21 protein-coding genes are annotated in these 24,808 nt (G+C 62.1%); 19 read left to right on the top strand and 2 right to left on the bottom strand.

What is annotated here, in order from left to right; all coding sequences use genetic code 11:
- Positions 1 to 9: 9 nt before the first annotated feature.
- The 18 genes from HXX25_RS09280 to HXX25_RS09195 all read left to right on the top strand — a co-directional run bounded on the left by HXX25_RS09280 (position 10) and on the right by HXX25_RS09195 (position 19,426).
- Entirely contained in the window at positions 10 to 2,592 is a 2,583-nt protein-coding gene (locus tag HXX25_RS09280) for a TonB-dependent receptor domain-containing protein (protein WP_187165644.1), read from the top strand.
- A 158-nt stretch (positions 2,593 to 2,750) separates the two neighbouring features.
- A complete protein-coding gene (locus HXX25_RS09275) occupies positions 2,751 to 3,548 on the top strand; it encodes a type II secretion system protein N (RefSeq protein ID WP_187165643.1) in 798 nt (265 codons plus the stop codon).
- Positions 3,545 to 5,482, top strand: a complete 1,938-nt coding sequence (gene gspD / locus HXX25_RS09270) for a type II secretion system secretin GspD (RefSeq protein ID WP_187165642.1) — start codon at positions 3,545 to 3,547, stop codon at positions 5,480 to 5,482. Before HXX25_RS09275 ends, gspD begins: the two co-directional genes overlap by 4 nt.
- Positions 5,479 to 6,969 (top strand): type II secretion system ATPase GspE, encoded by a 1,491-nt coding sequence (gene gspE, locus HXX25_RS09265; protein WP_187165641.1) that lies wholly within the window; start codon positions 5,479 to 5,481, stop codon positions 6,967 to 6,969. The genes gspD and gspE overlap by 4 nt, the downstream gene beginning before the upstream one ends.
- Entirely contained in the window at positions 6,956 to 8,182 is a 1,227-nt protein-coding gene (gene gspF / locus HXX25_RS09260; RefSeq protein ID WP_187165640.1) for a type II secretion system inner membrane protein GspF, read from the top strand. Before gspE ends, gspF begins: the two co-directional genes overlap by 14 nt.
- A gap of 11 nt (positions 8,183 to 8,193) precedes the next feature.
- Positions 8,194 to 8,637 carry a type II secretion system major pseudopilin GspG gene (gspG, locus tag HXX25_RS09255; protein WP_187165639.1) on the top strand — a complete coding sequence of 148 codons (444 nt, stop codon included), beginning with the start codon at positions 8,194 to 8,196 and terminating at the stop codon, positions 8,635 to 8,637.
- On the top strand, positions 8,634 to 9,128 hold the full coding sequence (locus HXX25_RS09250) for a GspH/FimT family pseudopilin (RefSeq protein WP_187165638.1): 495 nt from the start codon (positions 8,634 to 8,636) through the stop codon (positions 9,126 to 9,128). Before gspG ends, HXX25_RS09250 begins: the two co-directional genes overlap by 4 nt.
- Entirely contained in the window at positions 9,128 to 9,490 is a 363-nt protein-coding gene (gene gspI, locus HXX25_RS09245) for a type II secretion system minor pseudopilin GspI (RefSeq protein ID WP_187165637.1), read from the top strand. Before HXX25_RS09250 ends, gspI begins: the two co-directional genes overlap by 1 nt.
- Positions 9,487 to 10,131 carry a type II secretion system minor pseudopilin GspJ gene (gspJ, locus tag HXX25_RS09240; RefSeq protein ID WP_187165636.1) on the top strand — a complete coding sequence of 215 codons (645 nt, stop codon included), beginning with the start codon at positions 9,487 to 9,489 and terminating at the stop codon, positions 10,129 to 10,131. The genes gspI and gspJ overlap by 4 nt, the downstream gene beginning before the upstream one ends.
- On the top strand, positions 10,128 to 11,114 hold the full coding sequence (gene gspK / locus HXX25_RS09235; RefSeq protein WP_187165635.1) for a type II secretion system minor pseudopilin GspK: 987 nt from the start codon (positions 10,128 to 10,130) through the stop codon (positions 11,112 to 11,114). Before gspJ ends, gspK begins: the two co-directional genes overlap by 4 nt.
- Positions 11,111 to 12,304: a type II secretion system protein GspL gene (gspL, locus tag HXX25_RS09230; RefSeq protein ID WP_187165634.1), complete on the top strand. Its 1,194-nt coding sequence runs from the start codon at positions 11,111 to 11,113 to the stop codon at positions 12,302 to 12,304. The genes gspK and gspL overlap by 4 nt, the downstream gene beginning before the upstream one ends.
- On the top strand, positions 12,301 to 12,801 hold the full coding sequence (gene gspM / locus HXX25_RS09225) for a type II secretion system protein GspM (RefSeq protein WP_187165633.1): 501 nt from the start codon (positions 12,301 to 12,303) through the stop codon (positions 12,799 to 12,801). Before gspL ends, gspM begins: the two co-directional genes overlap by 4 nt.
- Positions 12,801 to 13,526, top strand: a complete 726-nt coding sequence (gene gspN / locus HXX25_RS09220) for a type II secretion system protein N (protein WP_187165632.1) — start codon at positions 12,801 to 12,803, stop codon at positions 13,524 to 13,526. Before gspM ends, gspN begins: the two co-directional genes overlap by 1 nt.
- Positions 13,523 to 13,999: a hypothetical protein gene (locus HXX25_RS09215; protein ID WP_187165631.1), complete on the top strand. Its 477-nt coding sequence runs from the start codon at positions 13,523 to 13,525 to the stop codon at positions 13,997 to 13,999. Before gspN ends, HXX25_RS09215 begins: the two co-directional genes overlap by 4 nt.
- Positions 14,000 to 14,068: 69 nt before the next feature.
- Positions 14,069 to 14,869 carry a phosphonate ABC transporter ATP-binding protein gene (gene phnC / locus HXX25_RS09210; RefSeq protein WP_187165630.1) on the top strand — a complete coding sequence of 267 codons (801 nt, stop codon included), beginning with the start codon at positions 14,069 to 14,071 and terminating at the stop codon, positions 14,867 to 14,869.
- Positions 14,866 to 16,935: a phosphonate ABC transporter, permease protein PhnE gene (gene phnE, locus HXX25_RS09205; protein ID WP_187165629.1), complete on the top strand. Its 2,070-nt coding sequence runs from the start codon at positions 14,866 to 14,868 to the stop codon at positions 16,933 to 16,935. Before phnC ends, phnE begins: the two co-directional genes overlap by 4 nt.
- Positions 16,936 to 17,119: 184 nt before the next feature.
- On the top strand, positions 17,120 to 18,232 hold the full coding sequence (locus tag HXX25_RS09200; protein ID WP_187165628.1) for an OprO/OprP family phosphate-selective porin: 1,113 nt from the start codon (positions 17,120 to 17,122) through the stop codon (positions 18,230 to 18,232).
- 99 nt (positions 18,233 to 18,331) lie between these two features.
- Positions 18,332 to 19,426, top strand: coding sequence for a substrate-binding domain-containing protein (locus tag HXX25_RS09195; RefSeq protein WP_187165627.1), 1,095 nt, complete (start codon positions 18,332 to 18,334; stop codon positions 19,424 to 19,426).
- Between the two features lie 171 nt (positions 19,427 to 19,597).
- Here the strand turns inward: HXX25_RS09195 and HXX25_RS09190 are convergent, their stop codons facing one another.
- Positions 19,598 to 20,071: a hypothetical protein gene (locus tag HXX25_RS09190; protein WP_187165626.1), complete on the bottom strand. Its 474-nt coding sequence runs from the start codon at positions 20,069 to 20,071 to the stop codon at positions 19,598 to 19,600.
- Between the two features lie 60 nt (positions 20,072 to 20,131).
- Positions 20,132 to 21,211, bottom strand: coding sequence for a glycosyltransferase family 4 protein (locus HXX25_RS09185; protein ID WP_370543767.1), 1,080 nt, complete (start codon positions 21,209 to 21,211; stop codon positions 20,132 to 20,134).
- A gap of 205 nt (positions 21,212 to 21,416) precedes the next feature.
- Here HXX25_RS09185 and putA point away from each other — a divergent pair, with 205 nt between their 5' ends.
- Positions 21,417 to 24,536, top strand: coding sequence for a bifunctional proline dehydrogenase/L-glutamate gamma-semialdehyde dehydrogenase PutA (gene putA / locus HXX25_RS09180; RefSeq protein ID WP_187165624.1), 3,120 nt, complete (start codon positions 21,417 to 21,419; stop codon positions 24,534 to 24,536).
- Positions 24,537 to 24,808: the final 272 nt, after the last annotated feature.

The raw sequence follows: 24,808 nt of genomic DNA, 5'->3' as shown, positions 1-24,808 counted from the left end.
GTTGAAGCCATGAATACCTTCACGAAATTTGGCGGTGCCCTGCTCGCAAGCACAATGTTCCTCGCGCCTTCGGCCGCGATGGCACAGCAAGCGGAAGCCGCCGCGGATACATCCGAAAGCGACACGATTGTCGTTCGCGGACAGTTTATCCCCGAACCTCAACGCCAGACGGCGCAGGTCGCCAGCTTTGTCACCAATGAAGACCTGCAACGGTCCGGTGACAGCTCCGCCGCCATCGCGCTGACCCGCGTTTCCGGACTGTCGATCGTCGGCGGCCGGTATGCCTATGTCCGCGGGCTGGGCGACCGGTATTCATCCGCCCTGCTCAACGGATCGCCCCTGCCCAGCCCGGAGCCCCTTCGCCGGACTGTGCCGCTGGACCTGTTTCCGTCCGGGGTTCTCGACCGGATTGCGGTCCAGAAAACCTATTCGGCCAACTATGCCGGTGAATTCGGAGGTGGACTCATAGATCTGCGGACAACGCGCCGCCCGATCGAGAACTTCACCAATATATCGGCCAGCACCAGCTATAATACCGAAACGACCGGTGATGATGGCCTCTTCCATTATGGTTCCGATGAAGACTGGACGGGCTATGATAATGGCGCGCGCCGTTTGCCGAGCGGCATCCGCAATCTGATCGTCACCAACCAGACCCTGTCGTCACAACATCCGGACCAGATCGAACAGATCGGCGAGTCGCTGACCAATTCGCCGCTCACCGTGATCCAGTCGGGTGATCTCGGCCTGAACAGTTCCTTCTCTTTCGATGCCGGGCGGGCTTTCCGCCTGGGCGACTGGGATGTGGGTGTGATCGCTGCGGCCGGTTATAGCCAGAACTGGGAAACCCAGAGGGCCACCCGCCAGTTCGTGCTCGGCGATATCATCGGCAACGATTTCCAGACCGTTGAAACCACATTGAACATCCAGAGCAATGCGCTCGGATCGGTTTCTTTCGACAATGGTGATCACTTGCTGCAAGGCACGGTCTTCTATGTTCACAGCACGTCGAAAGAATCCCAGATCGATACGGGCCGGGATTTCAACGCTCAGGGTTCCACCGGTCAGATTCATGATGAATCCACCGGCTGGTACGAACGCGATCTGAGAATGGCACAGCTGGCCGGCGAACATCTGCTCGGCGACTTCGATATCAGCTGGCGGGGATCGATCGCCCGGGCCACACGCGATGCGCCTTATGAACGCAATCTCCGGCGTTTCGTCGATCAGAACGGAAATATCGGATATGATGTCGCCAACAGCTACAATATCCGCTTTTCCGAGCTGACGGACGACCTGATGAATTTCGGGTTCGATATCAGCCGGACCTTCAATTTCGGCAGCCGCGAACTGGTCCTCGGGGCGGGGGCTGACACGTCGCGTACCGAACGCGATTACGAGCTGCTCTCCTTCCGCTTTGCCGGCGGTAATTCGTTGCCGGATGATGTGCGGGTGGCGCGTCCGGACTTCCTGTTCGGACCGGACAATATCGATCCGAACCGGTTTGTTCTGACGGAAATCACGACGCCGAATGATTCTTACCGGGCCAATCTCGATGTTGATGCCTTCTATGTGCAGGCCGATCTCGACGTGACCGACTTCATTCGCCTGACAGCGGGTGCGCGGTATGAAGAGGCCGAGGAGAATGTGCAGACTTTCAACCGGTTCGGTGTTCTGGGTGCCGGTTCGCAGCTGGAAAATGACTACGTCCTTCCGGCCCTGACCGTGACCTGGAACTTTGCCGATGATCTGCAATTGCGCGCCGGCTATTCGGAAACGATTGCCCGCCCGCAATTCCGTGAACTGGCCAGGTCGTCATTCTTCGATCCGGAATCGGAACGCTCCTATCGGGGTAATTCCGGATTGGTCGACACCACGATCCAGAATTTCGATGCCCGTCTGGAATACTATATGGGCCGCGATCAGTTCATCACCGGTGCGGTCTTCTACAAGCGTCTGGAAAATCCGATTGAGGAAGTGCAGTTTTCAACCTCCTCCTTTGTGTTTGAATCGACCTTCATCAATTCGCCGGAAGCCATCGTTCAGGGTGTGGAACTGGAATACCGCCAGTATTTCAACATCCCGCTTGAGGCGAGCTTCTTCACGGATCGCGATTTCCGGGTATCGGTAAACTACACTTATACCGACTCGGAAGTTCAGGCCGGTGCCAACGAGCTGGTGTTCGACCCAATCTCGCAGTCGCCGCGGCCGGCCGCCCTGTTCGGGCTGGACGGATCGGTTCTGCAGGGCACGCCGGAAAATATCGTCAATGCCCAGATCGGCTGGGAAAGCGATGTGGAACAGCTGACCCTGCTCGTGAACTGGGTGGATGAGCGCGTGCTTCAGCGCGGTCTCAGCCAGCCGGGTGCGGAGCTGCCGGACGTACTCGAGGATCCGGGCTTCCAGCTCGATCTCAGCTACAGCCGTGATTTCGATCTCTTTGAACAGCCGGTGACATTCGGACTGAATGCCCGCAACCTGCTGAACGAGGATCATATCGAATTCCAGCGCAACCCGACCATCGGTGTGACGAATTTCAACACCTATGAGCGCGGTACGACAGTCTCCATGAGCCTGACCGCTCACTTCTAGAGACTGCAGCATTAATGAGACGGCCCGCCCGCCAAGGGCGGGTCGTCACATTAATGAATCAAAACTGACGCAAAGCCTGAAAAATTCCGTCGTAAACGCGGGGTCAGTCCGGGCCTGACCGGTTGTTTCAGGCGCTGCTAACCCCGTCGTGGATGGTGATGCTGACAGCTTCCAGAACAATGCCGGTGAAAGCCAGTCCCCTACCGCGGGTGCTGGTCATCGCTGTGGAGATTCTGGTCCTTGCCGGCCTGGCGTTCCTGTTGGCCAGAGCCATCTGGTTCATCGCCTATGGCGCCTATGCCGAGCCCTTCGAATTTGCCGAACCGGATCACTCGCCGCGTGTGAGCGAAGCACGGCTGACGGTCTCCGCCCAATCCTTTGCCGGCCTGTTCTCCGGGGGGATGGAATCGGGACCGGGAGACGATCTGGACACCTTGCCGGAAACCCGTCTGGGCCTGCGCCTGTTCGGGGTGCGGACCGCAGCGGATCCCGAAACCGGAACAGCCATTATCGAGGCCGGTGCCAATGGACAACGCACCTATGCGGTCGGGCAGGCCATCACCGAGGATGCCGAGCTGGCGGCGGTGTATGCAGATCGCATTGTCATCCGGCGGGCCGGTGTTCGCGAAGTCCTGTTCCTGCGCGAAGAGTCGGAACGCGCAGCCGCGGCGCGCCCGGCGGCGGCTCTGAACCCGGAAACCCTGATCACCGATCTGGCGCTTCAACCCTATTTCGAAGCCGGCAACCTCCTCGGCTTTCGCGTGAATGCGGACAGCGCCGCCGCGACGTCTCTGGGTCTGGAGCGCGGCGATATCATTCTGGAAATCAATGGCCGCGCCTTGCCGCAAGACGCCGAGGCGGCGGCGCGATTACTGCCCGGCCTTCAACAATCGTCTTCCCTTCAACTGACCGTGCGCCGTGATGGCGAGCGGGTCACTCTGGATGCTTCCCGATGATCATCAAAACGATCCGCATACTGGCCGCCGCGGCTGTCCTGTTGCTCATGTCGCCCGGCCTGTCCGGTGCCCGGCAGGACAGCACGCTGAATTTCGTCAATGCGGATATCCGGGCCTTCATCGACGATGTATCCATCCTGACCGGCTACACCTTCATCGTCGATCCGGATGTGCGCGGCGTGGTCAATGTGACCTCGCAGACGCCGCTGTCGGATGAGGGCGTGTTCGAGGTCTTCCTCTCGGTGATGCGGGTGCAGGGCTATGCCGTGATCCGCTCGACCAGCGGTGCCTACCAGATCGTGCCGGAACAGGAAGGCGCGCGGACGGGCGGATCCGGTGCGACGTCGGGCGACCAGATCATGACCAGCGTGATCCGTCTGCAGCACACAAGCGCGCGTGAAGCGCAGGACATTCTGCGCCCGCTGACCAGTGCGCAGGGCATCGTCAATGCGATTGATTCCGGCAATGCCGTGGTGATCGTCGACTATGCCACCAATGTTCAGCGCGCCCGCTCTGTGCTCGCCAATCTGGACCGCGACACCTCAGTGTTTGAAATGGTGGCGCTGGAGAATGTGTCGGCGGCAGATATGGCGCGCATTCTCGAATCCTCTCAACCCAGCACGCGGTCGGGCGAAGAGGGCCGCCGCTATGCGGTGACCATCGTGCCGGTCGCCTCGTCCAATTCGCTGCTGCTGCGGGGCGATGAAACGCAAATTGCGGAAATGATGCGGCTGGCCCGGCAGATTGATTCGGTCAGCCAGTCCAATCAGGATTATCGCGTCATCTATCTCAGCCATACCGATGGCGAATCCATCCTGCCGATTCTGGAAGACGTTGCCGCCTCGCTGGCGCCAACAGGCGAAAGCGCGACCGGCGGGGCGATTTCCATTTCGCATCATGCGCCGACCAATTCGCTGATCATCAATGCGCCGGCCGATGCGCAGCGGCAGATCGAACAGGTGGTGCGCCAGCTCGATATCCGCCGGCCGCAGGTTCTGGTCGAAGCGATCATCGTGGAGATTTCCGACACGGTGGCCGAAGAGCTGGGCGTACAATTCCTGTTCTCGGGCGATCAGGATGGCGATGCGCCGCTGGTGATGAGCCGGTTCAACCGGGCCAATCCGGATATTCTCGCCCTGACCGGCGCGATTGCCGAGGTGGATGATGGCAGCGGCGATGGCGGCAATACAAATTTGCGCGCCCTGGCTCTGAATTCGCTGCTCGGCGCGACCGGGATTACCGCCGGATTTGGCGGACAGGATTCCAGCGGCAATCTCTTCGGGCTGGTGCTCAATGCGGTCGAGCAGGACCAGAATTCCAACGTCCTCTCCACGCCCCAGCTGATGACGCTGGATAATGAAGAAGCCTACATTCTGGTGGGTCAGCAAATCCCGGTGACCACTGGCGAAGCGCTGGGCGCAAACAATGTAAACCCCTTCCGTACGATCGAGCGCCGAGATGTCGGTGTGCGTCTGGAGGTTCGCCCGCAAATCAATGAAGGCGATACGATCCGCCTGGCTATTCGTCAGGAAGTCTCCAGCGTGGCCGGCACCGTCAGCGCCTCGTCGGATGAGCTGATCACCAATCAGCGCGAAATCTCCACGACCGTACTGGCCGATAATGGCGAGATCATCGTTCTGGGCGGGCTGATCGAACAGGACCGGCAAACCACGGCGAGCGGCGTGCCGGGACTGGGCCGGCTGCCCGGCGTCGGGCGGCTGTTCCGTTCGGAAGGCGAATCGGTGGTGCAGCGCAATCTGATGGTTTTCATCCGCCCGACGATTATCCGCAGCGAAGAAGAAATGCGCGATGTCACCGGCCGCAGCTATGGCCGTATCAGGGGGCCGCGCGGCGATGAGCGGACCGGCGTCAATGATCTCGATGCCATTGCCGATCTGCTGACCGGTTCGGCGGGAGCATCGGCACCGCAATGACGTCAGCGCTCGACCGGCTCTCCTATGGCTTTGCCAAATCCCGCGGCGTTCTTTTCCGTGGCGGGGAGACGCCGGCATTTGTGTTGAAGCGCGGCGGCGATCGTCTGGCGCTGATCGAGGCTCGGCGGGCCGTGGGCCGGACATGGCCGGTCGAGGAAGTCGACGCGCCGCAATTCGAGCGCGCGCTCTCTGACATCTATGCGTTTTCGGATGCCGAAGCCGGCAGTCTCGGCGATCAGGCCGAAGGCGAGAGCCTGTCCAGCATTATTGATGAAATTCCGCCCACAGCCGATCTTCTGGATTCGGCCTCTGACGCTCCGATTATCCGGCTGATCAACGGGCTGATTGCCGAAGCCATTCGCACGGCGGCCTCGGATATTCACGTCGAGCCCTATGAGGATCGCGTCTCGGTCCGCTACCGGATTGATGGCGTGTTGTCAGAGCGCGCCAGCCTCGCTCCGGCGCTGGCCTCGCCGCTGGTGTCCCGGATCAAGGTGATGTCGCGGCTCGATATCGCCGAAAAGCGTGTGCCGCAGGATGGCCGTCTGTCGCTCAACCTGGGTGGCAAGGGTGTGGATGTCCGCGTTGCGACCCTGCCGTCGCGCTTTGGCGAGCGGGTGGTCCTGCGCCTTCTCGACAAGGATCAGGCGCGCTTCACGCTCGACCAGCTGGGCATGGGACCGGCCAATCTGGCCGATATGAAACAGGCGCTGGGCCAGCCGAACGGGATTATTCTGGTGACCGGTCCGACCGGTGCCGGCAAGACCACGACCCTCTATGCCGCGCTCAACCTGCTCAATGATTCCTCGCGCAATATCCTCACGGTCGAAGACCCGGTGGAATATGCACTCGACGGGGTCGGGCAGACACAGGTCAATGCCAAGGTCGGGATGACGTTCTCCGCCGGTCTGCGCGCCATCCTCCGGCAAGACCCGGATGTGGTCATGGTCGGGGAAATCCGCGATGTGGAAACGGCGGGCATTGCGGTTCAGGCCAGCCTGACCGGCCACCTCGTCCTGTCCACCGTGCACACGAATTCGGCCGTCGCGGCGGTCGCGCGCCTGCGCGATATGGGTGTGGAGAGCTTCCTTCTGGCGACGACATTATCCGCCATTGTGGCGCAGCGTCTTGTCCGGCGGCTGTGTGGTCATTGCCGCGAAAGCTATACCGCCAGCGCCGCCGAGCGCAGCGCCATGGGACTGGCGAGCTCCGGACCCGTCGCGCTTTACCGGTCCAGAGGCTGCCCTGCCTGCAAGGGTCTGGGATATGCGGGCCGCGTCGGCCTCTATGAGGTCGTGACCGTGGATGAGGGCTTGCGCGCGCTGATCCATGACCATGCCTCCGAAAAGGCGCTGTCCGATCATGCTTTCCGGAATCGCAAACACCTGTTCCAGGATGGTGTGTCAGCCGCTCTGAACGGCGAGACCAGCCTGTCGGAAGTGCTGCGCGTCTGCCGCGAGGAGGGCGAGCGTCATGCCGGCGTTTGAATATGTGGCCCTCGATACCGGCGGAAAGCGCAGCCGCGGCTATCTGAATGCCGATTCTGAAATTGCCGCGCGCCGCGAATTGCGCCGCCGCAATCTGGCACCGCTGAAGGTCGGACGTGCTGGCGACAAGCGCGCACAGAGCGCCGGTGCAAATCTCGCTGTCTTCCAGACGCGCGGGCTGAGCCGTCGTGATCTGATGATTTTCACGCGTCAGCTGGCCAGTCTGATCGAGGCCGGCATTCCCGTCGAGGAGGCGCTGGGTCTGTTATCGCGACAAGCCGAAACACCGGTTCTGCGCCGCGTGCTGTCGTCGGCGCGGTCGCGTGTTCAGGAGGGCGGGCGTCTGGCCGAGGCGCTAGGCGATCATCCGCACTCCTTTCCGGCGGTCTATCGCGCCATGGTCTCGGCGGGTGAAAGCGCTGGCGGGCTCGGCCGTGTCCTCAACCGGCTTGCCGATTATCTGGAAAAGGCCGATGTCATCCGCCGCAAGATTCAGGCGGCACTGATTTACCCGAGCGCGCTGGCCGTGGTGGCTGTTGCCGTGGTCTCGGCCTTGCTGGTCTTCATCGTGCCGCGCATTGCCGAGCAGTTCGAGGGCACGGGTGTTTCGTTGCCGCTGCCGACGCGGATACTGATCGGCCTGTCCGGCTTTCTTCAGACCTATGGCCTTTTGCTTCTGGCGGGCGTGGGCGTGGCCGTGATCCTCGGCATTCTCCTTTTGCGCACCGAAGCGGCGAAATCGCAGCGCGACAGACTGCTGCGCAAACTGCCGCTGATCGGCAGCTGGATCCGCGATATGGAAGCGGCGCGATTTGCCCGCACCATGGCGATACTGGTTCAGTCCGGCGCGGTGCTGCCCGATGCCTTGCGCGCGGCGGGCCGGGCCGCCGGTAACCGGGCCTTTGCCGAAACGGTGCAATCGGTTTTGCTCGATGTCGAGACGGGCACGGGCCTGTCGGATGCCTTGCGCAAGAGTGACTGGTTTCCGGGGCTTCTGGTTCACATGGTCGCTGCCGGAGAGCGGTCCGGCGCGCTGGGCGATCTGTTCGACCGGGCGGCGCATCAGCTGGAGCAGGATGTGGATGGCCGCACCTCGACCGCCATGAACCTGCTCGAACCCCTCATCATCATCACCATGGGCGCGATTGTGACCGGGATCATCCTGTCGATCCTGTTGCCGATCCTGCGCCTCAATACACTCGCCCTCGGATAGGAGGATCGACTATGAAAACCCCACCCAGAAAGACATCCGGCAAGGCCGGTTTCTCGCTTCTCGAATTGATGGTGGTCATCGTCATCATGGGCATTCTGGCGACGGTCGTCGTCCTCAATGTGCTGCCCAGCCAGGACCGCGCCATGGTCGAGAAGGCACGCACCGACATCAGCACGCTGGAACAGGCGGTCGAGCTTTATCGCCTCGAGTTGCAGGCTTATCCGACCACCGAGGACGGGCTCACCGCACTGGTCGAAGGGCCATCTGATGCGGCCCGGGCCGCGCGCTTTCCGGCCAATGGCTTTATCCGCCGTCTGCCCGCCGATCCCTGGGGCAATGCCTATCAATACCTCTATCCCGGCGCGAATGGCGAGTTTGATATCTTCACGCTCGGGGCCGATGGCCGTGCCGGTGGCGACGGGCTCGATGCCGATATCGGCAATTGGGAAAATTGATCCGGCCAAAAGATACGGGCCGCGCCGGATTCTCGCTGGTCGAGATTCTCGTCGTGCTGGCCATTGTCGGTCTGATGACAGGCGCGGCGTATCTGACGATGCGGCCGGCCAGCGATCCTGCGCGCGCCATGGCCGAACAGATGCAGCTGGACCTGATGCGCGCAGAGACGATGGCGGTGACGCGTGGAGCGTTCATCGGTTTGCGGACCTCGCCGGAGGGCTATGATTTCCTCATCTATGAGGCAGGCGAATGGCGGGCTGTGGATCGCCGCTCCTCGCTGGCGGCGCGGCGCTTGCCGGAGCATGTTGTGCTGGTGTCGGCGCGGATGCCGATGTCCGCATCGCCTGCGGCAAGTCCGGTGCCGGACTACTGGTTCGATCCGACCGGTGCCAATGATGCCGCCGCCTTCGAACTGGAAACCGGCGAGGCGCGCTGGCGGATTTCCATCGGCGGGCCGGACGGTATCCGGCTGACGGGAGGCGATCTCTGATGCGCCGCACCGACGCCGGATTTTCCCTGATTGAAATGCTGGTCGCCCTGTCGATTCTGGCGATTGCGGGCATGGCACTGATGACGGCGACACAGCAATCCACGCGCGGCTCCCAGATCATCGCCTCGCGCAGCGTGCTGGCACTGGCGGGAGAGAATGTCCTGAACTCCGCCCTGATCGAGCAGGCGGGATACCGGCCGTCGTCTGATCAGGGGCGGTATGAAATGGCGGGCCAGGCCTTTGACTGGACGCTGTCGGTCTTGCCGACGCCGGATGCCGGCCTGTTGCGCGTGCAACTGGATATCAGCGAAGTCGACGGTGGCCGCTCGCATCAGATCGTCACTTTCCGGAGGGCGTCATGAACCCGTCGCGCGCCGGATTCAGCCTGGTCGAAGTGCTGGTCTCGGTAATGCTGTTTGCCATTATCGGCGTGATTTCAACCGGCATGCTGAACGCCTCGCTGACTGCTCGGGACATCAATCAGGCCAGTGCGGACCGGGCCGAAATGATCGACCGCGCCCGCCTGCTGATGCGTGAGGATTTCGGTCAGCTGGTCAATCGCGCGGTGCGTCAGCCCGACGGGCGCAGCGGCGGGGCGGGTTTTGCCGGATCCACGACCGGGCTGGCCGGATCGGCGGGTCTGGCCTCTGACATGACGCTGATCGCGTTTACTCGCGCCGGACGCCCCAATCCCGGCGGGCTTCAGCCGCGCGGTTCGCTGCAATATGTTGAATATGTGCGCGCCGGCGATCGTCTGATCCGCCGCAGCTGGGCCTATCCGGACCGGCAGTTTGACACGCCGGCGAGTGAATTTGTCCTGCTGTCGGATGTCGATGCGCTGGACGTGGCGTTTCTCAATCTCAATAGCTGGGTGACGGCGATGGCGTCGGGCGCGCATCAGGGACAGGCAACCAGCCTGCCGCGCGCCGTCCGGTTGCGGGCGGAAATGACGGATGCCACCGATCTGGAATTTGTGCTGCTGACGCCGGAGTTCCCGTCATGACCAACGCCCCGGCCAAACGCGGCACGGCGCTGATTACGGCGCTGATGATCACGGCGGTCATGTCGACCGTGGCCGTCGGCCTGTCGCAGACCCTGTTCTTTGGCATCGACCGCAGCGGCCATATCGAGACCCGCGATCAGGCCTATTGGTATGCGGTGGGTGCGCGGGACTTTGCCGAGAGCGCCTTGTTGCGATCCTTGCCGCCCTCCGGTGAACCGATGCGGGCCAGCGATGCCTGGGCGCAGGGCCCGCGCCAGTTCGAGATCGAGAATGGCGCGCTGATCGGCGAGGTGCGGGATGCCAATAATTGCTTCAACCTGAATGCGCTGGTGGTGCCTTCCGGGCGCGGGGGCCATACGGGCGATGAGGCAGCGGCCGGGCATTTTGTCGCGCTGATGCAAGCGCTCAATATTCCCGCCGGTGATGCGCAGGCGATTGCCGCGCAGGCGACGGACTGGATCGATAGCGATACGCGGCCGGAAGCGCGCGGCGCGGAAGACATGCAATATGCGCAGCGACGCGTGCCGCATCGCGCCGCCAATACGCTGTTTGCCGAGGCCGAGGAAATGCTGGCCCTGCCGGTGATGACGCCGCTCTATTTCGGCCGTCTGGCGCCTCTAGTGTGCGCCCATCCGGTGACGGAACAGATACCGCTCAATCTCAATACGCTGCGCCCGGAACAGGCGGCGCTGCTGGCGGCAGCACTGGACAATCAGGTGTCGCAATCTGAAGCCGCGCTGCTGATCTCGCGGCGGCCGACCACTGGCTATCTGGAGGTTGAGGATTTCTGGCGCGATCCGCTGGTTGCCGAGCTGGAGATAGCGCCCGACGCCCGCCCGGACTTCACGCTCAATAGCCGCTATTTCGAGATCCATGTCGATGTGCGGCAAGGCGAAAGCCGCTATCGCCTGACAGAGCGGGTGGAGCTGGAAAGCTCGGGACGCCTGACCCGGCATGGCCAGCGTTTCGGAGTGTTTTTATGAGCCGCGATCTGGTCCTGTTTGCGCCTGTGAATGACGGTCATCCGCCGCGATGGGTGCGCGTGGAAGAGGGTCGCCGCAAGCGCTCCGGCGAGGGCCTGCCGCCCGCCACCGATGCAGCGTATGACCGCCTGATCCTGGTCCTGCCGTCGAGTGATGTCTTTGTATCCCGGCTGGCGCTGGCCGCCCGCTCGGATCGCGAAGCCCGGCAAGCCGCCCCCTTTGTGATCGAGGACGAGCTGGCTGCGCCTCTGGAGGAGACGGAGTTTGCCATCGGGCCGGTGGGAGAAGACGGCAAGCGCTGGATTTATGCCGCGCGCAAGACGCTGGTCGAGGAGTGGCGGGCTCAGGCCGAAGCGATTCCGGCGCGCCGGGTATATTTCGTGCCGGATGCCTTTGCCGCGCTGGACCAAGCCGAAGACGCCATCCTGTTTGGCGATGGCAGTGATCTGCTGTTGTGCCGGCCCCGCCATGACCGGCCGGCCCTGCGCCTGGACCCGGACATGCTGGCGGAAACACTGCCCGCCCTGTTGCTGTCGTCGGCGCCGGAAACGCTGGCGGTCAGCGACAATGTCGACTGGACCGAGATTGCCGGTGTGCCGCTGCCGCGGCCCCGCCGGTTTGCGGCGGTTGACCCTGCGATTGCGCTGTCCGGTCTGGCACCGGAGCGGCTGTCCGGCTTGCCGGGATTCCTGCAGAACACCTCGTCCGGTGCGGGCTGGCTGATGTGGGTCACGCCGTTTCGCCGCGCCGGCCTTCTGCTGCTGGCGGGCTTGATGATCGCGGCCGCCCTGATGACCGGAGAAGGCTATTATTATCGCTATCAGCGCAATGCGATTGATGATGCCGCTACGGCGCTGTTCACCTCGGCCTTCCCGGGCACTCCGGCGGTCAATCCGCAATTCCAGCTGCGGCAGGCGCTCGCGGCACAGGATGGGTCGGGCGGTTCCGATTTCCTTCTGCTGACGCGAGCGGTGGCCGAGCTCGGGCGTCAGGTTGATACCGTCGAGATCGACAGCTTGCGCTTTGATCGCGGCCTGAACGTGCTGAACGTCTCGGCGACCTATTCGGAATTTTCCGATTTCGAAGCACTGAGCACGGCAGCGGCGACGCTGGGCGTGACGCTGGAGGATGGCGGCGTGCGTCAGAATGGCGACACGCTCAACGGTGATTTTTCGGTGAGGCTGCCATGATGTCGTTTCTGAATACGCTGGGCGCGGCCTGGGCGGAACGCAGCGCGCGCGAGCAGCTCCTGCTCGGCGGGTTGGGGGCCATTCTGCTGGTCTTGAGCCTCTGGTATGGTGTGGCCGCCCCGCTGATCGATTTCCGGAATGCGTCGCGCGCGGCCTATGTCGATTCGGTGGATCGCTATCGCGACCTCAGTCTCGGCATTGCGCGCTATCAGGCGCTGGCCAATGACGATCCGGCGCTGGACAGGGCGGATGACCGCCCCTTGCGGACGCTGGTCTCGGAACGCGCCGCGGCGATGGAATTGCCCCTGTCGCGCATGGTGCCGGACGAGGCGGGGCGTCTGAATGTCTGGACCGAAAATGCCGATGCCGAGCGGCTGATGACCTGGCTGGCGGACCTGGAGCAGGGGCACGGGATTATCACCGTTCGCGCCAATATTGACCGTGAAGGTGATGGCCGTGCGCGCGCCCAGATCGTGCTCGAGCGGAGGGGCGGCTGATGTCGCTGCGCGGGATCGGTTTTCTGGGCGCTGTTCTGGTTCTGGTGGCATTGATCATGATGATGCCGCTGGCCTTTATCCATGGCGTGGCGGGCCAGCCCCTCGGCGCGCAAGCCAGCATATATGGGCGCGCCCTGGATGGCCGACTCTACAATGCGGCGGTGGGAAATGCCCGATTCTCGCAGGTGAATGCGGCCTTGCGCCCGGCCTCCCTGTTCACGGGGCGGGCGGGGTTTGACTGGCAGATCGTGGACCCGAATGCGCGCGGCAACGGGCAGGGCTTTGTCAGCTTCACCACGTTCGGCCTGCGCGAGGCGCAGCTGACCAGCCGGTTCCGGACGCTGGGCTTGCCCATGCCCGCCGCGGTGATGGATGAATCCCTCTCGCTCGAAATTGCCGAACTGACGTTTGATGGCGCGGGCTGTGTGGCGGCGGATGCGGTTATCTGGACCTCGGCACTGATGGGGCTGTCGGCGCGCTATGATGTGGCTGCGCCGATGCTGGACGGTGCTTTGTCCTGCCGTGACGGGGTGCTGTTTGCCGACCTCGCCGGGCAGAGCGGGGACATGGACATCCAGCTTGAGCTGTCACTCTCTGCATCCGGGCTTTACCGCTGGACGGCAGAGGCGCAGATCATGGATCCATCCCTGACGCCGGTTGTCTCGGCTTTGGGATTTACACACGATGGTGCCATCTGGCGGCATCGCGGAGACGGGCAATTATGATGTGGCGGGATCAATACGCAGGGTTTCTGGCGCTGCTGCTCGCACTCAGTGTCAGTGCTGTGGCCAATGGGCTGCAGGCGGGCGAAGCCAGCCCGTCTATGGTGCAGGGCTTGCCAGCGCAGGATCTGGCGGCCGGGGAGTGCGGGGCGTTTTTCTGGGACCGGGCCGAACCCAATCCGCTGCGTCTGTTCGAGAATGAGAGCCGCGAGCAAGCGCGCCTGTGGCTGGAGAGTGGCATCCTGGAACTGGGCACATCGCCGCGCACCGGGTCTTATGCGACCGGACAGCGCCTTTTGCGGACGTATCGACTGCCCTCGAACGAGATCATCACCGTTGAGGGAGAGATTACCGCCACAAGAGACGGCGAGGCCGTCATTGGCCGGGCGGTATTGCGGCGGACTCTGCCGGGTGGTGCGATGGAAGTTTCTCCGCTAATGGGGTTGATCAGTTGCCGCGATGCTGCTGACAGGTGAGGGGTTTTCACAAAACTGTCACGCAAGACCGGCAAGGGGGACTGAATTACAAGCAGGGGCTTTGCCTTCATGTCTGAATCGGCACCGGCATTTCTGGCCGAAAACATCAGTGTTACGTTCGGGACGACCCAGGCGCTGAAAGGCGTCTCGCTCACCGTCGAAAAAGGCGAGATGGTCGCGCTGATCGGGCCTTCGGGTTCCGGCAAGTCGACCCTGCTGCGCGTCGGTGCCGGCCTGCAGCTGGCAGATGCGACGTCCGGCGTGACGCGCCTGTTCGGCGACCGGGTGCAGGAAGCGGGCAAGCTGTCGCGCGGCGTGCGCCGGGCGCGAGCGCAGATCGGCTTCATTTTCCAGCAATTCAATCTGGTCAAACGGATCAGTCTCTATTCCAACGTCCTGCTCGGCGCGCTGGGGCGCATGCCGGAATGGAAGGGCGTTCTGGGCCGCTTCTCGCCGGCGGACCGCAAGAAGGCCATGGATTCGCTCGAACGCGTCGGCATTGCCCAATATGCCGGCAACCGGGCGGCCAATCTCTCCGGCGGTCAACAGCAGCGCGGCGCCATTGCCCGCACCATGGTGCAGGGCGCGCAGGCGATTTTCGCGGATGAGCCGATTGCCTCGCTGGATCCGGTGTCGGCGCGCAATGTGATGAAGCTCCTGCAGGAGCTGAATGAAGAGGACGGCATTACCGTTGTCGTCACCCTTCACCAGGTGGATTACGCGCTGAAATATTGCCGCCGTGCAGTGGCGCTGAAAGCGGGTGAAATCATCTATGACGGTCCCACACGGGGGCTGACACGCGAACGCCTGATCGAAATCTATGGCGATGAATATATCGACGTCATGGATGAAGAAGGAGAGCTGGCATGATGATGCGGTGTCTGGCCCGCCTTCTCACCGGGCTCGCCTTTCTGGGACTGGCGGCGACGGCGTCTGCCCAGCAGCAAGGCGATACGATTGTCTTTGGCGTGGTCGCAACCGAGCAGTCGGAAAATGTGCTCGCCCTGTGGGTGCCCTTCGTTGAAGACATGCGCCGGGATACCGGCTTCGACATCCAGCTGGTGTCGGCGGGCGATTATACCGGCGTGGTCGAAGCGATGCGCGCCGATCAGGTGCAGATCGCCTGGCTGACCAATCGCTCCGGTCTGGAGGCATCGCGCCGCGCCAATGCCGAAGTGTTTGCCAAATTCATCTATCCGGACGGCCAGCTTGGCTATCGCTCCATCATCATCGTGCCGGTCAACAGCCCGCTGCAAAGCCTGGATGACCTGCTGATCTGTGACGGCAGTGTGGATTTCGGCTTCGGCGATCCGTTGTCGACCTCGGGCACGCTGGTGCCGAATGCCTATATCTTCTCGCCGCGCGGGATTGATGCCCAGCAATGCTTCAACCAGGTCACGCGCGCCAGCCATGAAGCCAATCTGCTGACCGTGGCGAATGAGCAGCTGGATGCGGCGACCAACAATACTACCAATATCGAACGCCTGGAGCGCACGCGCCCGGAAGTGATCGAGGATATCCGGATCATCTGGCGCTCGCCGCTGATCCAGACCGACCCGATCATGTGGCGCCGCGATCTGTCGGCCGAGGCCCGTTCCCGGATCCAGGAATTTTTCCTGACCTATGGCTGGCGCGGCGATGAAGCCCAGCGGGCCCGCGAACAGGGCATTCTACGCGAACTGGAAATGGGCGGCTTCCTGCCGGCCACCAATGACCATTTCCTGCCCATCCAGCGGCTGGAGCTGATTGACCGCCGTGGGGCGACACTGTCGGAAATCTCTGCTGTCGAAGCCGACGAAACGCTCAATGATGTGTTGCGCGATGAACGCCTCGCCGAGCTGAATGCGACCTTTGCCGAGATTGAAGCCGAGCTGGCGGAAGTGGCACGTCAGGAACGCGAGATTGCCACCCAGCAGGTTTCCATCGAGATCGAGGCCGCGCGGGCGCGCATGCTCGCCAATCCCGACGAGACCCGTGACGAGGTCAGCACGCTGGTCGAGACCTTCCTGCAGGATCAGGGCGCACCGCCGCCGCAATCAGTGTCGCAGAATATCTCGCACCGCGATGACAGCGATCCCACACTGTTTCGGGCGAGCATCGGCCTGCTGGCCGGGCTGCTGGTCTTTGGCCTCGTCCTGTTTGTGTCGCAGCCGCCGAAATATGCGCCGGTGCGCCTGCTGACCGACCGGCTGATTGATGCCGTGATCTGGGGCGGATTCTTCGGCCTGCTGATCTGGAGCTTCTGGCCGGCCGAAGTCTTCAAATTCCCGCTTCTGAGCGCGAATTCCGACCGTATGGGCGAATATCTGGCAGGCTTTGCGCGGCCGGACTTCTCCGAATGGCGAAACTATATGGAGCAGATTCTGGTCACCATCCAGATCGCGCTCTGGGGCACTTTCTTTGCCGTTGTGCTGGCGATTCCGCTCGGCCTTCTGGGCGCATCCAATATCGCACCCTTCTGGATCCGGCGTCCGGTGCGGATCGTCATGGATGGCTTGCGGGCGATCAACGAGCTGGTGGTTGCGGCGGTCTTTGTCGCGGCGGTGGGGCTCGGGCCTTTCGCCGGTGTGCTGGCGCTGGCCTTCCATACGGCGGGCGTGCTCGGCAAGCTGTTCTCGGAAGCCGTGGAATCCATCGATGAAGGTCCGGTTGAAGGCGTGCGCGCCACCGGGGCCGGGCCGATGAATGAAGTGACCTGGGCTGTCGTGCCGCAAGTCATACCGCTGTGGGCATCCTATGCGCTTTACCGGTTCGAATCGAATACGCGTTCGGCAACCATCCTTGGCCTGATCGGCGCGGGCGGTATCGGTCAGGTTCTGATCGAGAACATCCGCTCCTTCGAGTACGGCAAGACGGCGGTCATTATCGGCATCATCATCATTGCGGTGACGCTGGTCGATATGCTGTCACAAGTGCTGCGCAAGCGCCTGATGTAGCTTTTCCAGCGTTTCAAACCATCTGGACACCGGACCGATTTTAATCGGTCCGGTGTCTGGCGCTGTCACAAAAGCTTCGCTCAACCGTCAAAAAACCGAAGTCAAACCTTCATAGATCGGCGGCGAATTTGTCGTCGTAATGATATCAAAATGTCATGCGGCGTCCGGTCAGAAGGATTGCCCCATGTTCCGCCTTGTTTCGCTGCTCTCACTCGTGGCGTTTGCCAGCCCCGCTGTTGCGCAGAGCGCTTTCAATATCGAACCGCGCGGCCGCCTCTTTGTAGACGTCGCCAGCTATGAAGAAGACTTTGCCACGCTGCAGGCCAGTGTCGAGGATTCGACGCTCCGCGCCGCGCGCATGGGCTTGCAGGGCGGATGGGGTGATTTCAGCTTTGTGACCGAGCTGGATTTTGGTGGCGACAGGGTTTCGTTCAAGGATTTCCGCCTGCGCTGGAGCGGCGAGAATGTCCGCGTCACATTCGGCAATCAGAAGACCCCGAACTCGATCGAATACATCACCTCCTCGACGGTCAATACCTTCATGGAACGCGCCCAGCCGGCGCAAACCTTCCGTTATGACCGCCGCATCGGTGTGCTGGTGGACCATTCGGGCGAGAATTATTCTGTGGCCGTGGGCGTCTTTGGCGGCGCCATCGGGGACAGCAATTCGGACTTCGGGATTTCCGACTCCACGGTCATTGCCGGCCGCGCGACCTTCGCACCGATCAACGAGACGGGCCGCGTCCTGCATCTGGGCGTTCACGCCCGCCAGTATAATCGCGATGCCGGTGAGCCGGAATCGGTGCGTTTCCGTGCGCGCCCCGGTGCCAGCCTGGCCGATCGTTATGTGGATCAGCGCACCACTGCAGAGAGTTCAACGCTGATCGGCGTTGAAGCGCTTTACATCAACGGCCCCTTTCATGTTCTGGCCGAACTGGCCACCGAAGACGCCGAGCGGGCGGCCGACGCCACCGCCTGGGGGCTTTCGGGCGGCTGGATGCTGACGGGTGAAAGCCGTGTCTACCGGGCGTCGGATGGTATCATGCGCGGTGTTTCGCCGGCGCAAGCCTTAAGCAATGGTGGCTGGGGCGCGTGGGAGATTGTCGGCCGTATTGACCAGCTCGATACTGATAGCGCCGGACGCCAGACCTCCTATACGGCGGGACTCAACTGGCAGGTGGAGCGCAATGTCCGTGTCATGGCCAACGTGATCATGGCCGATGTGGACGGGCCAGCACGCTTCGGTGAAGGCGACTTCCAGGGCGTGCAGATGCGCTTTCAGGTGACCTGGCCATAAAAAATTCACACAACGCCAGCCGGCAGACGGTCTAAACAACGCTCGATTTCGATCCCATACAGACAAACGGGCCCACTCAGAAAAACGGGAATGTACATCATGAACAAGCTTCTTCTTTCGACAGTGATCGCCACCGGCCTTCTCGGCCTCGCGGCGTGTTCGGACTCGGGTAGCACGACCTCTGCCGGCAGCACCTCGGCTTCCAGCGGCGGTGCCGGATCCGGCTCGCGCAATGTGGTTCGTATCGTCGGCTCCTCGACGGTGTTCCCGTTCACGACGGCCGTGGCGGAGAGCTTTGGCGCGCGCACCAACTTCCCGACGCCTGTGGTCGAATCGACCGGGACGGGCGGCGGCATGCAGCTTTTCTGCTCCGGCGTTGGCATTGACCGGCCGGACCTGACCGGTGCGTCCCGCCGGATGATGCCGAGCGAATACGAGATGTGCCAGAGCAATGGCGTTCGCGATATTGTCGAGCTTCCCATCGGGTTTGACGGCATCGTCATTTCCAACGTCTCGACCGGTCCGCAACTGGACATTTCCCGCGGCCAGATCTGGCGCGCGCTGGCGGCCACGGTGCCGGCCGAAGACTGCACGATGATCGACAATCCGAATGAAAGCTGGTCGGATATTGATGCCTCGCTGCCGGAATTGCGGATTGAAGTCTTCGGGCCGCCGCCAACCTCCGGCACGCGCGATGCCTTTGTCGAACTCGGCATGGAAGCCGGAGCCGAGGAAGTCGCCGCCGAAACCGGTTGCGAGATTTCCGGCGAAGCCGCCGCGCGGATCCGCGAGGATGGTGCGTGGATCGACTCCGGTGAAAACGACAACGCCATCGTCCAGACGCTGGTAAATACACCGACGGCCTATGGCGTGTTTGGCTATTCCTTCCTGGCGCAGAATGGCGACCGCATTCAGGCCGCACGGGTTGATGGCGTGGCACCGGAGTTTGATGCGATTGCATCGGGTGATTATCCGATTTCCCGCTCCATGTTCGTCTATGCCAAGGCCCAGCATGTGGGCGTGGTGCCGGGCATTCAGGAATATCTGCAGGAATTTGCGTCAGATGAAGCCTGGGGTGAGTTCGGCTATCTGACGGATCGTGGCCTGATCCCGCTGCCGGAAGCCCGCCGTGCAGAGCTGGTCGAGCGCGTCAACTCGCTCGAAACGATGACACAAGCGCCGGAAGCGCATTAGGGGTCAATACGTCCGTCATTCCGGACAGGCGATAGCCTGACCCGGAATCCATGCCGCGATGGCGGCTGTCCGGAATGGGTCCCGGGTTCGCGCCATCGCGTGCCCCGGGATGACGGACGTATTCCTTCTCAGAATGAGGTCGAAAGTCGCGGTGGCGATGCGGCCGCTGGTTTACGCATATATCTCGGCCAGCTCGGCGCTGTTGTGGAGATTCTCCCGCAGGCGCTTGCGAAGCCAGTACCGGGTCAGAAGTCCGGACAAAAGGCCGACGGTAGCGTTGAAAAGCGCAAACGCCATAACCGCCAGCAATGCCGCTTCCCGGTCTTGCGTCGCAATGAGCACGAGACCGCCAAAAATGAGGATCGTCGGCAGAAAGCCGGTAACGAATCCGGCGATCGCGAAAATGACCGAAAAGCGGTGCGTCCGGCCCTTGAAGAGCAGTAGAATTGGCAGGAACAAGATCAGTGTGCACAGGGCGGTTGTGATCAGATAAGCCAGGCTGATGATGATGACGGTGCCGGCGTTCTGGAATTGCCATGTCATGAGTCCGAATGCGCTGATGATCACCACGCAATGGACGACGAACAGCAGGCAGGCCATTCCGGCGGCGATGCTGCGCTGGGTGAGAATTCGACCTCGCTTCATGCTCCCAACCTCACATCTGATCAGAAAAAGACCACGCGGCCGGACGCCGGCGTCCGGCTCCTAGAATAGCGGTTTGCGTTCCTTGCGGCCGAGACGGCGGAGGCGTTTCCAGAAACGGCGGCCTTCCGGCTTGGGTTGCGGTTTGAGGTTTTTGACAAACTCTTCGGCGCAGGATTTCCACGAGAAGCCCTCGGCATATTCGCGGCAGCGTTCGCGGCTCATGGTCAGCGCTTCCAGGCAGGCTTCCTGCAGGTTTTCCGAGACCGCGCCCGCACCCGTTCCGGGGATCAGATCGATCGGGCCGGGGGCCGGGAAGGCGGCGACCGGAGTGCCGCAGGCCATGGATTCCAGAATCACCAGACCGAATGTGTCGGTCAGGCTCGGGAAAACGAAGACATCGGCATCGGCGAAATAGCGCGCCAGCTCGTCGCCATATTGCGGGCCGAGGAATTGAATGTCGGGATATTCCTTGCGCAACTCATCGAGCTGCGGGCCCGGTCCGATAACGACCTTGGTGCCGGGTAATTCGCAATCGAGGAAAGCCTCGATATTCTTTTCCACCGATACGCGTCCGACATAGACGAAGATCGGACCGACAAGGTCCTTGAAGACGCCGCCATCAATGCCGCGCTTGTCGGGATTGAAGAGCACGGTGTCGACACCGCGCGCCCAGGGCGTGATGTTCTTGAAACCGCGCGCCGCCAGATCATCGCGCATGGAGGGCGTCGCCACCATCAGGCGGCCACCCGAATTGTGGAAATTGCGCATGAAGGCATAGCCCGCTGCCAGCGGGACAAAGGGCAGGCGTGCATTCACATATTCGGGAAACTTGGTGTGATAGCTGGTGGTGAAGGGCAGTTTCCATTTCAGGCAGACCGCACGGGCCGCCATGCCCAGAGGGCCTTCGGTGGAGATGTGGATCGCTTCCGGCTCGAATTCCTTGAAGCGCCGTTCGATATCCTTGCGCGCACCAAATGCCAGCTTGATCTCCGGATAGGTCGGCAGCGGCCATGTCTTGTAGCCCAGGCCGGGATGGATGACCTCGACCTCATGGCCCATGGCCCGGCACTCTTCCGTGGTCCGGGTGAGGGTGCGGACAACGCCATTGACCTGCGGTTCCCATGCGTCGGTGACGAGCATGATGCGCTTGGGCCTGTCTTCGAAGCCCTCTTCATAGCCGTCCTCGAAGTCCTCGTCCGGCTCGATATCGTTCAGATCTTCACTCATGCTGTTCTCCATAAACCATATTGCGCACATGGCGAAGACCCGTTTCAGCCTCTTGCCAGCGGCCATGTGGCATGGTCAATGGATCGCGTTTGTGGTCTGGCCGCCGCGGAGATTTGCCATGCCTGATACCGCCTCTACCCGTCTCGACTGGGACAAGATCGACGCGCTGAAATTTGCGGATGAATCAGAGGCGGCGCGCGCGCTGGCCGGCAAGATCGGTTTCAGCGACGAAGATCGCGCCGAAGCCCGCCGCGAAGCGATTGATCTTGTGAAGCGGGCCCGCGTCTCGACCAAGGTCGCCGGGCTGATGGAATCCTTCCTCCAGGAATTTGGTCTCTCCAACAAGGAGGGTCTGGCCCTGATGTGCCTGGCCGAAGCCTTGCTGCGCGTGCCGGATGCGGAAACCGTCGACAAGCTGATTGCCGAGCGGATCAGTTCGGGCGAATGGGGCGGCCATATCGGCAAATCGGAACACTGGCTGGTCAATGCGTCCACGCTGGGGCTGATGCTGACCGGATCGGTTGTGGGCGTCGACCGCGAAGCGAAAAAGAATCCCGGCATCTACATGAAGCGCCTGACCCAGCGTCTGGGCGAACCGGTGATCCGGGCGGCCACCATGCAGGCCATGAAAATTCTCGGCGAACAATTCGTACTGGGCCGGACGATCAAGGAGGCGATCAAGCGCGGCCACAAGACCGACGGCCGCCTGCACTCCTTCGACATGCTGGGCGAGGGCGCGCGCACTCATGCCGATGCTGCCCGCTATCATTCCCGCTATCTGGAAGCCATTGCCACAGTCGGAAAAAATCGTGGCGACGGCCCGATCGAACTGGTGGATGGCGTGTCGGTCAAATTGTCCGCCCTGCATCCGCGCTATCATGCGGTAAAGGCCAAGTCGGTCTTTGAAGAGCTTTATCCGCTGGTTCTGGAACAGGCCGAAGCCGCCAAGGCGCAGAATATCGGGCTGTGTCTGGATGCCGAGGAAACCGACCGTCTGGTGATTTCGCTGAAAATCCTGGAACGACTGGCGCGCGAGCCCTCGCTGGCCGGCTGGGACGGGCTGGGGTTGGCCATTCAGGCCTATCAGAAACGCTGCGCGGCGGTGATCGAGATGATTATCGCACTGGGCCGGGAAACCGGACGGCGTTTCCTCGTGCGCCTCGTGAAAGGCGCGTACTGGGATACGGAGATCAAATTTGCGCAGCAGATGGGCTGGCCGGACTTTCCGGTCTGGTCGACCAAGCCGGCGACGGATCTGAACTATCTGGCCTGCGCAAAGCTGATGCTGACCGCGCCGGATACGATTTACAGCCAGTTTGCCACCCATAATGCCTTCACCCTCTGCGCCGTCCGCCTGCTGGCGCAAAAGGCCGGCGTCGAACATTACGAATTCCAGCGTCTGCATGGCATGGGCGAGCCGCTCTACAAGGCGGCGCAGGATGCCTATGGCGGCCATCCGGTGCGGATTTACGCGCCGGTCGGCAGCCATGAAGACCTATTGCCGTATCTGGTGCGGCGTCTGCTGGAGAACGGGGCCAACACTTCCTTCGTCCACTCCTTCCTCGACAAGGGTGTGCCGGCCGAGGACGTTGCCAGCGGTCCCTTTGATCAGGCTGATATCATTGACCGCCACCCGTTTATTCCGATGCCGCCGCGCCTCTATGGCGAGCAGCGCGTGAATTCGGCCGGGGTCGATCTCAGTCAGGCTCTGGTGCGGGGCCGGCTGGCCCGCGCTCAGGCCGAGCTGGATGAAAAGCTGCCGCTCGCAGCCGGGCCGATCGTCAATGGCAAGATGTATGAGAACGAGCCGTTCAAACATGCCAGCCCGATCAATCAGCATGAGATCGTTTCCATCATCAGCAATGCCGATGACGAGATGATCGAAACCGCGTTCGAGGCCGCTGAAGACGCGCATCGGCGCTGGGACAAGCTGGGCGGACCTGCACGCGCGGAAATCCTGCGCGCCATGGGCGATGCACTGGAAGCCGATACTGATCGTCTGATCGCGATCATGACGCGCGAGGGCGGCAAGACGCTGGCCGATGGCGTGGCTGAAGTGCGCGAAGCGGTCGATTTCTGCCGCTATTACGCCAATGAGGCCGAGACGAAATTTGCCGGACCTGTCCGCTTGCCCGGACCGGCGGGCGAGACGAATCATCTCGAATTGCACGGCCGCGGCGTGTTTGTCTGCATCAGCCCGTGGAATTTCCCGCTGGCGATCTTTACCGGCCAGCTGGCCGCCGCGCTGGCGGCGGGCAATGCGGTTGTAGCCAAGCCGGCTGAACAGACACCGTTGATTGCGTGCGAAGCGGTCAAGCTGTTCCAGAACGCGGGTTTGCCGAAAGACGTTCTGCACCTGATCACCGGCGATGGCCGCGCCGGAGCTGCCCTGGTCAACGATCCGCGCACGGGCGGCGTCTGTTTTACCGGATCGACCGAAGTGGCGCGGATCATCAACAAGTCTTTGTCCGAAAAGGACGGGCCCATCGTTCCGTTTATCGCCGAGACGGGCGGGCTGAACGGCATGTTCGTCGATACCTCTGCGCTCAAGGAACAGGTGATTGACGATGCGATCATTTCGGCTTTCGGCTCGGCCGGGCAGCGGTGTTCGGCATTGCGCATCCTGTTCCTGCCGGAAGATACGGCACAGTCATTCATCGACGGGCTGATGGGGGCCATGGATGCCCTGGCGCTGGGCGATCCCGCCGATGCCTTCACCGATGTCGGTCCGGTCATCGACGAGGAAGCCAAGGGCGTGCTGGACCAGCACATGACCCGGATGCGGGTAAACGCCAAGGTTCTCAAACAGGCCAATCCCGGCCCGCTGGCGGCGGACGGGTTCTATTTTGCGCCCGCCCTGATCGAATTGCCGTCTCTGGACCTGATGGAGCGGGAGGTCTTCGGGCCGATTCTCCACATTGTCCGCTACAAGCGCAAAGACGTCGGCAAATTGGCGCGGGAGCTGGCGGCCAAGGGCTATGGGCTGACGCTGGGAATCCATTCGCGGCTGTCGCGCTTCCATGAGGAGATCATGGATGCCGTGCCGGCGGGCAATGTCTATGTGAACCGGAATATCACCGGCGCCGTTGTCGGCGTGCAGCCTTTCGGCGGCGAGGGGCTTTCCGGCACCGGACCCAAGGCAGGCGGACCGAATTATGTGACACGGTTCGCGGCAGAGCGGACCATCACCGTTAACATTTCGGCGCAGGGCGGTGATCCGGAATTGCTAAGTCTTTGACGTTTCAGGGGGGCAAAAAACCCTACTGTAAAAAGCATTACCGGAGTTTGTCAGTGACGACAGGGCATTAGCGGGTCGTTAACCAAAAAATCCGTTTTCGGACCAATTCCCCCGTTGACCATGGCCTCCGTCTTGAGCACTATATGTTGCGTCGGCTGAGACAGCGGACACACCATCATGGGATTTCCAGAGCAGCGGCGCAAAAGCGTGCGTTTTGCGCGACGGGCAAGCTGCGCTCTGATTTCCGGGGGGAGACGAGTTAAAAATGACGC

The organism is Hyphobacterium sp. CCMP332, assembly GCF_014323565.1.
GTDB lineage: Bacteria > Pseudomonadota > Alphaproteobacteria > Caulobacterales > Maricaulaceae > Hyphobacterium.
Note: the sequence above shows the minus strand (reverse complement) of the source record. Positions and strands in the feature narration are given on the sequence as shown.